11 protein-coding genes are annotated in these 13,080 nt (G+C 34.3%); 2 read left to right on the forward strand and 9 right to left on the reverse strand.

The window, feature by feature from the left end:
* The first annotated feature begins 202 nt into the window (after window positions 1-202).
* Window positions 203-550, forward strand: a complete 348-nt coding sequence (locus DFR79_RS15365) for a YlbF family regulator (protein WP_133516347.1) — start codon at window positions 203-205, stop codon at window positions 548-550.
* Between the two features lie 69 nt (window positions 551-619).
* Here DFR79_RS15365 and DFR79_RS15370 read toward each other — a convergent pair whose 3' ends face one another.
* The 4 genes from DFR79_RS15370 to pepV all read right to left on the reverse strand — a co-directional run bounded on the left by DFR79_RS15370 (window position 620) and on the right by pepV (window position 6,025).
* On the reverse strand, window positions 620-1,873 hold the full coding sequence (locus tag DFR79_RS15370) for an NAD(P)/FAD-dependent oxidoreductase (RefSeq protein WP_133516348.1): 1,254 nt from the start codon (window positions 1,871-1,873) through the stop codon (window positions 620-622).
* A 13-nt stretch (window positions 1,874-1,886) separates the two neighbouring features.
* Window positions 1,887-3,107: a MalY/PatB family protein gene (locus tag DFR79_RS15375; protein WP_133516349.1), complete on the reverse strand. Its 1,221-nt coding sequence runs from the start codon at window positions 3,105-3,107 to the stop codon at window positions 1,887-1,889.
* A gap of 181 nt (window positions 3,108-3,288) precedes the next feature.
* The gene (locus DFR79_RS15380) at window positions 3,289-4,614 is read right to left on the reverse strand and encodes a M18 family aminopeptidase (RefSeq protein ID WP_133516350.1); all 1,326 of its coding nucleotides are present in this window, start codon (window positions 4,612-4,614) and stop codon (window positions 3,289-3,291) included.
* Window positions 4,607-6,025, reverse strand: coding sequence for a dipeptidase PepV (gene pepV / locus DFR79_RS15385; protein ID WP_133516351.1), 1,419 nt, complete (start codon window positions 6,023-6,025; stop codon window positions 4,607-4,609). The genes DFR79_RS15380 and pepV overlap by 8 nt, the downstream gene beginning before the upstream one ends.
* Window positions 6,026-6,188: 163 nt before the next feature.
* Here pepV and DFR79_RS15390 point away from each other — a divergent pair, with 163 nt between their 5' ends.
* The gene (locus DFR79_RS15390) at window positions 6,189-6,983 is read left to right on the forward strand and encodes an alpha/beta hydrolase (RefSeq protein ID WP_133516352.1); all 795 of its coding nucleotides are present in this window, start codon (window positions 6,189-6,191) and stop codon (window positions 6,981-6,983) included.
* Between the two features lie 46 nt (window positions 6,984-7,029).
* On the opposite strand, the gene pepF is transcribed toward DFR79_RS15390, so the two are convergent.
* The 5 genes from pepF to DFR79_RS15415 form a co-directional block, all read right to left on the reverse strand.
* Window positions 7,030-8,826: an oligoendopeptidase F gene (gene pepF, locus DFR79_RS15395; RefSeq protein WP_133516353.1), complete on the reverse strand. Its 1,797-nt coding sequence runs from the start codon at window positions 8,824-8,826 to the stop codon at window positions 7,030-7,032.
* Window positions 8,819-9,349, reverse strand: a complete 531-nt coding sequence (locus DFR79_RS15400; RefSeq protein WP_133516354.1) for a methylated-DNA--[protein]-cysteine S-methyltransferase — start codon at window positions 9,347-9,349, stop codon at window positions 8,819-8,821. The genes pepF and DFR79_RS15400 overlap by 8 nt, the downstream gene beginning before the upstream one ends.
* Window positions 9,342-11,192 (reverse strand): FAD-dependent oxidoreductase, encoded by a 1,851-nt coding sequence (locus DFR79_RS15405; RefSeq protein WP_133516355.1) that lies wholly within the window; start codon window positions 11,190-11,192, stop codon window positions 9,342-9,344. The genes DFR79_RS15400 and DFR79_RS15405 overlap by 8 nt, the downstream gene beginning before the upstream one ends.
* 32 nt (window positions 11,193-11,224) lie before the next feature.
* Window positions 11,225-12,616, reverse strand: a complete 1,392-nt coding sequence (gene asnS / locus DFR79_RS15410) for an asparagine--tRNA ligase (protein ID WP_133516356.1) — start codon at window positions 12,614-12,616, stop codon at window positions 11,225-11,227.
* Between the two features lie 223 nt (window positions 12,617-12,839).
* The gene (locus DFR79_RS15415) at window positions 12,840-12,962 is read right to left on the reverse strand and encodes a desulfoferrodoxin FeS4 iron-binding domain-containing protein (RefSeq protein ID WP_111571298.1); all 123 of its coding nucleotides are present in this window, start codon (window positions 12,960-12,962) and stop codon (window positions 12,840-12,842) included.
* Window positions 12,963-13,080 lie beyond the last annotated feature (118 nt).

Raw genomic sequence — 13,080 nt, forward strand, 5'->3', positions numbered from 1 at the left:
CTGTATCTTATTTGAGCTGATTTTAGTGTAGAAAATACTGTTTAGAGTAATATTTTATCTTTTTTATTTTTTAAAAATCATTTGCGGAATCTCTGCCTATTACTAATCTTATTTGACATAAGTTGTAGTGGATGTTAACATAAATATTGGTTATTAGAAATTATGGAAAAATAACGAAAATACTTTAATGAGGTGAAATTAAATGGCAACAGTTATGGAATATGCGGAAGATCTTGCAGATGCAATTGTTGAATCACAGGAATTTCAGGAATTAAAAGAAAAAGAAGAAATTATGGTTGAAGATGAAGACGCAAAGTCAATGCTTGATAATCTGAATGCAAAATATCAGCAGGTACAGATGATGCAGCAGAATGGTCAGGAAGTTAGTGATGAAAAGAAGCAGGAATTACAGATGATGGAGCAAAAAATGAAGCAAAATGATAAAATCTCTGAATTCTATGAAGCTCAGAATCACTTTAATCAGCTGATGAATTCTGTAAATCAGGTAATTACAAATAAACTTCAGGGTCAAGAAGAAGACGCTGAGTAATTACTTATAAAATTTGAAGAAATTGGAGCAAAACAGAACCGCAGTCAGCTGGCTGCGGTTTTTTTCTATTTAATTTAAATTATTTCCTGCTTTATAGCCTGTAGAAAACGCAATCTGCAGATTATAGCCACCTGTCATAGCTGCCAGATCAATTACCTCACCGGCAAAATATAAATTATCGATTAACCTGGATTCCATTGTTTTAGGGTTAATTTCTTCAGTGCTAATTCCACCTCTGGTTACTATTGCTCTTTCAAATCCTTTTTTAGCTTTAATATTAAGTTTTAATTTCTTTAATAAGTATATCAGTTCTTCTCTTTCCTCTGCAGTAATCTGGTTTACTGTTTTATCATAATCTATTGAAGAGAGTTTTAAAATAACTGGAATAAGTTTCTGGGGCAGTAAGTCTCCCAGGCTGTTGCCAAAATACTTATTGCTGTATTTATCAAAATCTCTTAAAATTCTCTGGTCTAAGGTCTGAAAATCAAGAGCAGGTTTGAGATCAATTTCCAATTGATAAGCTTCTGGATTTTGATCTATGTGCATCGAAGCAGAAATGACTATCGGGCCATCTAAATAATTATTCCTGATCTCTAAATCTCCAAATTCACTAAAAATTTCTTCTCCATTTTTTAATAAACTTAAGCTAACATATTTCAATTTTAGTCCCTGAGCCTCATAAATCCAGTCTTCCTTAGTTTTCAAACCGCAGAGCCCGGGCTCCGGATTAATTATTTTATGTCCAGTCTCCTGAGCCAGTTCAAATCCACTCCCATCAGAACCAGTCTGTGGATAAGAACTTCCACCTGCTGCCAGAATTATCTTATCTGCCTCCAGCTGGTCCTGATATTTTAAGTTCACCCCTTTAACTTTTTGATCCTTAATCAAAATTTCAACTACCTGATCCTGAATTAGTTCAACCTCATGTTTAAATAATTCTTTCTGTAATACTTTTAGCACATCCTGAGCGCGATTTGAGCTGGGGAAAACCCTGTCTCCTCTTTCGATTTTTAAGGGTAGTCCCAGGCCTTCAAAAAAATAATAAAGCCTGTAAGCATCGAATTCAGCCAGTGAGCTGTACATAAAATCTGGATTATCAACAATATTTTTGATATGCTGATTTAAATCCGAATAATTTGTTAAATTACAGCGCCCTTTACCGGTAATTAGTAATTTTTTACCCAGGTTTTTATTTTTTTCAACTAAACTAACCTGATAACCATTTTTAGCAGCCTGCAGAGCAGCCATCATTCCTGCCGGCCCCCCACCAATTACAATAACTTTAACTTTCTCCAAATTAAAACTTCCTTTCTTTAAAATCATTTGTTACCTTCTGTCATCCATTTTCTAAGCTAGCTACAGCTGTTTTGATTCTTTTTAAGCCTTCTTCTAATCTCTGGCGGGGACAGGCGATATTTAAGCGCATATGCATTGAACCTGCATCTCCAAACCAGCGGCCTGGATTAAGTCCCACCTTTGCATTTTTATTCATAAATTCTATTAATTGCTCATCTTTTTCAAAACCCAGCTGCGAACAATCCAGCCAGATTAAATATGTACCTTCTTCTTCTGTAACCTTAATTTGAGGAATATTTTCTTTGATATACTGCTGCAGAAATTTATAGTTAGCCTCTAGATACTTTAGCTGTGCTTCCAGCCATTCCTCCCCCTCATTATAGGCTGACTTTAAGGCCAGAAGACCAAATGGACTGTTCCCGGTTGCAAAACCTTCTTTTGCCTTTTGATAGGCAGCACGCAGTTCTCTGGATTCAATAATAGTATAGGAGGTATGTAAACCCGCAATATTAAAAGTCTTGCTGGCTGCCATCAAAGAAATAACCTTTTTACGGTACTCTTTAAATTCATCTCTTGCTAAAAGCAGCTTCAGAACGGGTGTATGTTGATAACCTGGTAAAATCAAGTCTAAATGGATTTCATCACTCAAAAGATAAATATCCTCTTTTTTTAATAAGCGCAGCAGCTTCAGTAATTCCTCTTTCTGCCAGACACGTCCCACAGGATTATGGGGACTGCAGAAAATCATAGCTCTGACCCGGTTTCCCTGCTGATTAGATTCTTTTATCTGCTTTTCTAAATGATTTAAGTCCATCTGATAGTAATTATTTGTTTTAATTAATTCATTTTTGAGAAGCTGACAGTTATTATTTTTGACTGCTCCATAAAAAGGCCTGTAGACCGGAGGCTGAACAATTACCGCCTCATCTGGCTCTGTAATTGCTTTTAGAGTAAAATTAATAGCCGGTACAACTCCAGTATCAAAAATTAGCCAGTCCTTTTTAACAGCCAAATCAAATCTCCGCTGCAGCCAGTCCTGGACTGCCTGATAAATACTCTGATCGGCAAAACTGTAACCAAAAATACCCTCTTCAACTTTTTCCTGCAGTCTTTTCTTTACCGCTGGAGCTGTCTGCCAGTCAGAATCAGCTACCCACATTGGCAAAATATCCTGGCTGCCAAAAATTTCTTCCCGTTTATCCCATTTAGTAGCCATGGTGTTATCTCTATTTTCCAGGCTTGAAAATTCAAAATTACTCACTCTATTTCCTCCCTATTGTGTTATTCTAGTTTATAGAAACTGATCAAACTAAATAATTTGTACTTCATTTTCCCTTTTGATATAATTTATAAACTGCTAACATAGATCAAAATTCAGAAAATCAGAGCTGATATCATAAAGATATCAGCCGTCAAATTTGCAGATGATTTTTCCTTATAAATTAGTTTTCTTTTAAAAATAAAGTCATAACTTTAATCATTTCTTTATGATCTAAACTGCCTCCCAGTTCCCTGCTGGAATGCATAGCCAGCAGAGGATTACCAAGATCAATACTTTTAATTCCCAGCTGAGTTGCAGCAATTGGTCCAATAGTTGAGCCACCGCGTTTGTCACTGCGGTTGCTATAAAATTGATAGGGTATATCATTTTTATCCATCAGATCAATTAAAACTCCGGCAGTACTGGCATTGGTAGTATACTTTAAATTCGCATTATATTTAATTACCGGTCCCTGATTTAATAAAGGACGATTATTCTGATCATATTCCTCACTGAAATTGGGATGGACTGCATGAGCCATATCTGCAGAAAGCAAAAATGATTTTTCAATAATTCTATAATAATCTTCTTTTTCGGCACCCAGATTATAAATTATTCTTTCAATTATATCTCCAGCAAAGGGAGAGTCTGCTCCCTGAGGAGTATGGCTTCCGATTTCTTCATTGTCATAAAAGACTGCCATCTGAGTCCAGTCTTCTACCCCGGATGAGGTTAAGGCCTTAAGTGCGGCGTGTACCATCGACAGATTATCCTGACATCCGGCTGAAATATATTCCTGATTGGGACCTAAAAACTGAGCTTTTTGAGTTGGATAAAGATATAATTCTGTCTCCAGAATATCTTCTGCTTTGTAATCGCTAAATTTTTCAATTAAAGCTTTCAGACTAAATTGATTTTCGGGATCAGAGCTTTTCTTTTCATGCTCCTCTTCATTATCTTGATTTAAAGCCTGAGTTATTAGTGCTCTTAAGCCCTTTTTCTTATCAACTTTTCCTTTTTGATTAACATCTTTATTTAAGTGGATTGCCAGATTAGGAATTACCGCCAGATTTTCTTCTAAATCAATCAATTCTTCCCGCAGGGCAAAAGAATTTTCAGATTTAAGAATAATTTTACCGGCCAGGGATAGTTCTCTATCATACCAGGTATTTAAAATAGGGCCTCCATAAATCTCTGTATTTAAAAGATACTGCCCCTCATTATTAATAACAGGATCAGGTTTAACTTTTAAAGCAGGACTGTCAGTATGTGAGGAAATAATTCTGAAACCCTGATTTAAAAAATCTTTCCCGGTAATAAAGGCTATTATAGCAGAATCATTGCGGCTGATAAAATACTTTTCCCCTTCACTTAAATCCCACTTCTGTCCGGGATCAAGTTCTTTAAAACCCAGTTTTTCAAGCTCTTTTTCTAATTCTAAAGCTGCGTGAAAAGCAGTCGGAGAATTATTAATGAATTTCAATAGTTCTTCTGCTTCTTTATTCATCATCTTTCACCCCGGCAATATCAATAATTGCCTTTGCATAAATAGCTGCACTTTTAACCAGATCATCAATCCGGATAAACTCGTCTTTCTGGTGAGCTAATTCGGGCTGGCCCGGGAAAAGTGGACCAAAAGCAACTCCTTTTGTTACTTTGCGGGCATAGGTTCCCCCACCAATTGCCACCGGATCACTATTATCACCTGTAAATTCCTGATAGGCAGTCATCAATTTTTTAATAAACGGATCATCTTTAGCAATATACAGTGGTTCTGCATCACTTAATAAATCTAAACTGATTAGCTGCTGATCAATATTCTTTTTAATATCATCAACTACTTTTTTAGCACTTGATTTAACTGGATAGCGAATATTGACTATAAATTCTATTTTCTTTTGATCACCTTTAATAATTCCTGGATTAAAGGTTAAGGATGTTGGTACATCATCATGATCTTTACAGCCAATGGAAGCACCATCATATTCAAGTCCAATTTTTTCTTTATAAAATGTTAAAAAATCTTCTGTTCTGGAACTGGCAAATGGAAGTTCAGCCAGGATATTAATTAAATATGAAATCGCATTTTTTCCATCTTGGGGCATACTTCCGTGGGCAGAAATCCCTTGATAGGATAATTTGATTTTACTATTTTCTGTCTCAATTTTTAAGTCATCCTGCTCATAATCAATATCTGCCAGCAGCTCCAGCAGTTCCTCTTTTTTCAAACCGGATAAAACTGCTTCTGCATAATCAGGAACCATATTGGCAGCATTCCCGCCTTTAATCTGCTCCAGCTGCAGTCCATCCCGCCTGTCTCCGGTATCTCCATTTAAAGCCAGCGAAAATTTGAGATCTGCAATTCCTTTTTCTGCATGAATAGCAGGAAAAGTAGCATCCGGACTAAAAGCCAGCTCAGGCATTTTTTCCTTTTTAAAATAGTGATTAAGAGAAGCCATACCCGACTCTTCATTTGTACCCAGAATTAATCTGACCCTTTTATCTAATTTAACTCCCAGTTCCTGAACAATTTTCATTGCGTAAAGACCTGCTGCTGCCGGTCCCTTATCATCGATAGTTCCTCTACCATAGATTTTATCATCATGAATTTCGGCTGCAAAAGGAGGATAAGTCCAGTCACTTCCCTCTGGTACTACATCCAGGTGACAGAGCAGGGCCAGTATTTCTTCTCCTTCTCCCATTTCGACATGGGCTGCCTGATTATCAATGTTTTTGGTTTTAAAACCCAGCTTCTCAGAAATTTCCAGTGCTTTTTCTAAGGCCCGATAGACATCTTTACCATAGGGATAATCGCCGTCTGGCTCTGCTTCAACACTTGGGATTTTCACCAGTTCCTGAGTGCTTAAAATTATGTTATCTCTTAAATATTCTGCTCTTTCTATAATTTTATCTTTCATATTTTAGTTTAATAGTTTAAACTATTAAACATTCACCTCCTGAGATTAAGTTTGTTTTCTAAATAACATTCTATCACTTTTATTTATAAATTTAAAATTAATTCTTTAAATTGAATCTCAAATATAATAAGATTAAAGAAAAGAAGGACTGGGTGATCTAAAATTGAAATTAAATCAAATTGACAGTTCAACAAAAATTAACCCTCTGGGTAGAGAAATTAAATACGGTTTTACTAATCAACAGCAACAGGAAGCGGTTCTTTTAATTCATGGGTTTGGTGGTAAAAGCACCAACTGGGATTATATTGCAAATAAAATAAATAATACCCTAAATTTACCTGTCTATGTTCCTCGACTGCCCGGCCATGCTACAAATACTTCTGATTTTTTAAACAGCAGTGCCGATCAGTGGCTGCGCAAAAGTGTTGACAGTTATTTATATTTAAAAAATGATTATCAGAATATTTATCTGGCCGGACTTTCAATGGGTGGTCTGCTGGCGTCACTGATTGCAGCTAATTTTAAAGTTAAAAAATTATCTCTGGTGGCCCCGGCATTTTTTGCTTCCAATAAAAGTATTGCTTTTACTCCCTATGTTAAATATTTTATTAAAAAACTGAATAAAAATTTTGAAGTTGATAAAGATAAATTAACGGAAGCAGAGATTGAATATCATAATAATTACAGCTTTAATTATTATCCAGAAGCTCTGGCGGAATTATACAAATTAATGAAAAAAGGTAGAAAAGCAGCATCAAAAATAAATGTTCCAACTCAACTTATTTTATCCACCAATGATGAACAGGTTAACAGTGAGAAAATTGATGAGTTTTTAAATAAAAAAATGGGACAATTTTTAGTAGATCAAAAGATCTATCAAAAATCATCCCATGTTATTATCAATGACCTTGAAAAAGAAAGATGTGCTGAAGATATAATTAACTTTTTCAGTAAATAATTTTATTATTCAACTTCTTAATTAACAGCTGATTATTTATTCAGCTTTAGATTAATTCCTGCAGCTGTTTTAAATATTTATTGAATTTAGCAGCTGCATTTTCTATGGCATCAGATTTTTCCATATCAACACCGGCTTTTCTTAAAATATTGAGTGGATAATCACTACCACCTGCTTTTAGAAATTCTAAATAATTAGCTGCAGTTTCCGGGCCTTCATTCTGTATTTTATCAGCCAGAGCAGCTGCTGCAGAATAACCTGTTGCATATTTATAGACATAGAAATTATAGTAGAAATGAGGAATTCTGGCCCATTCATAATCCAGTTTTTGATCAATAACCAGAACCTCACCAAAATATTTCTGATTTAACTTTCTGTACATTGTTTTCATTGCCTGAGAGGTTAGACTTTCTCCAGCTTCCACCCTCTCATGAATCATTTTCTCGAATTCAGCAAACATTGTCTGTCTGTAAACAGTACCCCTGAAGCCCTCTAAAAAGTAATTTAAGAGATAAAGTTTTTCTTCTCTACTTTCTGCGTTATCCAGCATATAATCTAATAGTAAATTTTCATTTAGGGTTGAGGCAACTTCTGCCACAAAGATCTTATAATCAGCATATAAATAGGGCTGATTTTTATTTGCATAATAACTGTGCATTGCATGACCCATTTCGTGGATTAAAGTAAATAAATTACTGATATCCTGGGTATAATTCGTTAAAATATAGGGATGAACACCATAACAACCGCTTGAATAAGCTCCTGAGCGCTTCCCTTTATTTTCATAAACGTCTATCCAGCCTGAATTAAAACCCTCTTCCACCTTATTAATATAGTTATCTCCCAGAGGTTTTACCGCTTTTTTAATAATATCTTTTGTTTCCTGATACTCAAATTTAAGATCAATCTCTTTGATTAAAGGAGTATAAGTATCATATATATGCAGTTCATCCAGCTCCAGCATTTCTTTTTTGAGCTCCATATACTGATGCAGTGGTTCTAAGTTATCAGAAACAGTATCAATTAAATTATTATAAACAGCAGTGCTGATATTATCATTATCCAGAGCCGATTCTAAGGCACTATCATATTTTCTGGCCCGTGCATAAAAAACATTCCCTTTAACTGAGCTATCCAGCACAGCCGCAAATGTGTTTTCAAGCTTCTCATATTCTCCGTGCATTCCCTCAAATGCATCCTCCCGGACTCTTCTATTTTCATTTTTTAATAAATCAATATATCTGCCGTGAGTTAGCCGCAGCTCTTCGTTATTTTCATCTTTAATTAGAGGAAATTCTAGATCGGCATTATTCAACATACTAAAGATATTCTCTGAACTCTGAGTAACTTCTCCAGCTAATGCCAGAATTTTTTCTTCTTCTGCAGAAAGAAAATGTTCTTTCTGTCTTAAAATATTCTCAAAAAAATGATTAAAAAATTCTAGTTCTTCATTTTCTGATTTATAGTTTTCTAATTTTTCTTCTCCCAGTTGAATAATTGCTGGTACCATAAAGGCTGTTGAATTAGAAAGTTTATTATAAGTCATCATTGCTTTATTTTTGTAATTTTGGTATTTTTCGTTCTGAGTATTCTGATCATATTTCATATGAGCGTAAGAATATAATCTTGCTGTTTTTTCTTCAATTTTAATAATTTTATTTAAAGAATTTAGCAAATTATCAGCACTATCAGTAAAATCATTCTTTAGTTCTTCTATTTTCTTTACTTCTGCCAGAGCTTCCTCCAGTTCAGATTCGAACTCAAGATCATCAGTATAAATATCATTCAAATTCCACTTATATTTTTCCTCAATTTCTTCTCTTTTTTTTAATTCTTTAGACAAAGGAAATCTTCCTTTCTATTTTTTTACTTTTATTATTTTCATGTTGTAAGAGCCACTCTTTTCTCCAGACTCCACCAGAATAATTGCTGAGCTCGCCATCTGCAGAAATAACTCTATGACAGGGAATAATTACTGCAATTGGATTTTTAGTATTTGCCTTTGCTACTGCTTGAGCAGCATTGGGTTTACCAACTGCAGCTGCCAGCTCGAGATAAGAATAAGTTTCACCATAAGGAATATTTTGCAAATGATTCCAAACTTTAAGTTCTAAGGCACTACCATCTAATTGAATTGGAATTTCAAAAGAATTTCTTTTGCCCAAAAAATACTGATTTAGCTGATCAAAAATCAAATTATAAATTTTGAGTATTTCCGGATCCTCGTAAAAATTCTTCTGGCAGTTATTCTTTACCTCTCTTAAATGATCATCAAATTCTATTTTTAATAAAGCTCGATTATTAAAATTAATTTTTAATATACCAATTGGTGAGGGATAATATGTATGATAGCTGTCCTTAGTCAAAATTTTCACCCCTTATAAATTTCAGGTCAGATGGAGTAGAAAAACGATCTAAATAATGTGCCGCAAGTAGAATCATTTCTTTTCTATTCATAATTCTGGATTTAGAGAAAATCCCAATTAAACTATCCGGTATTAAATTCATTTCTACAGCTTTTGTTAAATATTCTTTACTTTCCATTTCCAAAACTCGCTGGCTTTCGGCTGCCAGCAGCAATTTTAAAGCATTAGTTGTAGTTAATTTTTGGCTGCTGCTTAAAGTTTCAAGGCTGCCGGGCACCCATTCATAAAGATTTTTTGCTTCTTTTTTCTGCATAATTTTTAAAATAATTGCTGTAAATTCTTTTTCTGTTGGTGGTATATTTAATTTAAAATTATTATTGTAACCTCCAATTGTAATTCCCCAGGAAAGTAATTTTTCCAGACTGATTAAAAGTTTTTGTTCCTTTATAATTGGAGATTCTGAAGGGTATTTCCCCAGATTAATATTTAACTGAGAACGAATTTTATTTAAACTTTGATTATCATGGGCAATTTCAAGCAGAGTTTTCTTTTTATTTAACGCTTCTGAAGCTGCAATTGCTGCTGCTTCGGCTGTATTCATTCCGACTGGTAAAACTCGAGCACTTGCTGCTGCCAGCGAGCTGTAACCACTGCTGCGGCCAACAATCATTAAATTATTATTTTTTCGAGCAATTAAAGTTCTTAAGGGAATAGCATAATATTCGGGATTAAATAAGACAAAACCAGGATAATCATGGTCTGCCGCCTGATAATCCAGCGGATAAGAGGCAATTGTTATACTATCCGCAAATATTTTCTGACGAAATAAATCTTTAACTTTTAACTGGTATTCCGTTAAAAGATGTCTGCTTTCTCTTCTATAAAGCTCTTGCGGTAAATCAACAAGCTCAGCCTTTTCAAAACCTGCTAAATTATTCTGCAAATATTTTAATATCAGTTCTGCTTCTGCTGCTGCCTTATTTTTAGCTTCTGCAATTGAAGCCTCAGAAAGCGGATCTACATTAAATAAAAGCAGTGCATTAATATATGCCTTATAACTGCCTGCTTTTTCTATAAAAACTATGTTAAGGCCTCTTAAACGCAGATCCTGATTCCGGGGCTGATAACTCTTACCAAAATTAGAAAATCCCCAGGCATGATCATCGCTAAAATAACTCTTTTGATATCGATTATTTCTAACTGCTTTTCTCAGTTTTTCTGGTTCTACTCCTGAAAATTTTAAAATTTGAGTAGAAGCCATCCAGCTGTTTCTTAAATTAATATCAGCTGTGCCTAGAAAGAATTCTTCTCCGGCAGCTACAGCTAGATCACCATCCTGTGATGCATCAATAAAAATTTCTGCACGAAGGTGATAAAGATTATTATCTTTTTTTATTTTTATTGATTCAATTTTATTATCTTTTCTGTAAACTTCCTGCAGTTTAGCAGAGTTTATAATTTTTATATTTTTTTCTGCCTCCAGCATCTCCTCAAATACAGATTCTGCTTTTTGAGGAGAAAATGAGATAGATGACCCAACTTTTTGATGCCATTCCGAAAATAATCCCTGATTTATATTATTTGAATTACGATCATAATTTAAGTCCAGAAAATTAAGAGCAGCATAGGTCATTAAGCCACCCGGTTTTTTTCTGGTCATAACTAAAATAACTTCTTTACCTTCTCTGGCAGCTGCAACAGCCGCTGCAGCACCTTCCGGTTCAGCTGTATAAACAATAATATCAGTTTTAAAATTTTCGGCTGCATAAATTGAAGAACTTATAATTACAAGTAAGAAAAATGTAATTATAGTAATTAATAATGCTTTATTTTCTTTTAACATCTCTTTTCTCCTCATTGACTTAAGTTTATTTATTAAAATTCAGCATTACCAGGAGTACGGGGGAATGAAATAATATCTCTGATATTTTGCATTCCAGAAAGATACATTAAAAGTCTTTCAAAACCCAGCCCGAAACCAGAATGTGGTACTGATCCATATTTTCTAATATCCAGAAACCACTCATATTTTTCTAAATCCATATTTAGTTCTTCCATTCGTTGTTTTAGTTTATCATATCTTTCTTCACGCTGGCTGCCGCCAACAATTTCTCCAACACCAGGCACCAGACAGTCAACTGCTGCAACTGTTTTACCATCATCATTCTGGCGCATATAGAAGGCTTTAATTTCTTCTGGATAATCCTTAACCATAATTGGCTTTTTAAAGTGTTCTTCTGTCAAATATCTTTCGTGCTCAGACTGCAGATCAACACCCCAGCTAACTGGATACTCAAAGTCCTGATTACTATTTTCTAAAATTTCTATAGCTTCAGTATAGGTAATTCTACCGAAGTCAGCTTCAATAATATTCTCAATCATTTCTCGACGTCCTTCTTCAATCCACTGATTAAAAAAGTCCATTTCCTCTTCTGCCTCTTCCAGAGCAAATTTAAATAAATTCTTGATAAAATCTTCCATTAAAGTCATCATTTCATCCAGATTACAGAAAGCCATTTCTGGTTCAATCATCCAGAACTCAGAAGCATGGCGGGAGGTATTGGAATTTTCAGCTCTAAAGGTGGGTCCAAAAGTATAAACATCTCCAAGCGCAGTTGCCAGCAATTCAGCCTCCAGCTGGCCACTTACGGTAAGACCGGTTTCTTTAGCAAAAAAGTCTTTATTGTAATTTATTTCTCCTTTTTCTGTTCGAGGAAGATTATCTAAATCTAGGGTAGTTACTTTAAAAACTTCACCTGCTCCCTCTGCATCGCCTGAAGTAATTATTGGAGTATGGATATATTTAAAATCTTTATTATAAAAATAATCATGAACTGCATAAGACATCTTACTGCGGAAACGATTAACAACACCAAAGGTATTGGTTCTGGCTCTTAAATGAGCAATTTCTCTTAAAAATTCAAAACTGTGTCTTTTTTTCTGCAAAATAAAATCTTCTGGAGCCTCTCCAATAATATCTATTTCTTCGGCCTTCATCTCTACATCCTGTTCTCTACCCTCAACTTTATCTATATATCCTTTTACTTTAATACTGGCACCTGTATTAATATCTGCCAGTGGATGCTGATCTGGATTTAAAATAACAAGCTGCAGATTTTCTAATGCACTCCCATCATTGATTTCTATAAAGGCAATATTTTTTGAGACCCTTTTTGTTCTTACCCATCCCATAACAATAATGTCTTTATAGCTATCAATATTATCTTCTAAAATATCCTTGATTTTTTTCTTCTCGAAGTAATTCATTTTATAATTTTCCTCCCAATTATGTTTTCTGTATTGTAGCTGTTAATCAAAATAATTAATCATTCTATATTTTATTTTTTTTATTAGAATAATTTCTATTATATTTACTTCTCGTAAGCAGTGCTAAATCCTTTAAGAAATAAATTAAATTTTATCTTAATTTAGAATAAAAGCATTTAACAGCCCGGAGTAAAGACCCCGGGCTGTAATTAATTTTTTAAGATTATTTTTCTAATTTCATTGGCTCACCACAACAAACAAGTTCTCCACCGCCAGCTTCCTTTACCTCAACAACATTACCACAGATATCGCAGCGATAAACTTCTCCTTCTTTCTTTACATTCATCTTTTTACCTCCCTCTTATAATATCGTTACGTCAAATCTAATAGTTTTTTTAAAAATATTAATAGTTATCATAATTGTCAGGTTAGGAATCTGCATAAAATGCAGGAATCCCTCCCCC

Source organism: Halanaerobium saccharolyticum, assembly GCF_004362045.1.
GTDB lineage: Bacteria > Bacillota > Halanaerobiia > Halanaerobiales > Halanaerobiaceae > Halanaerobium > Halanaerobium saccharolyticum_C.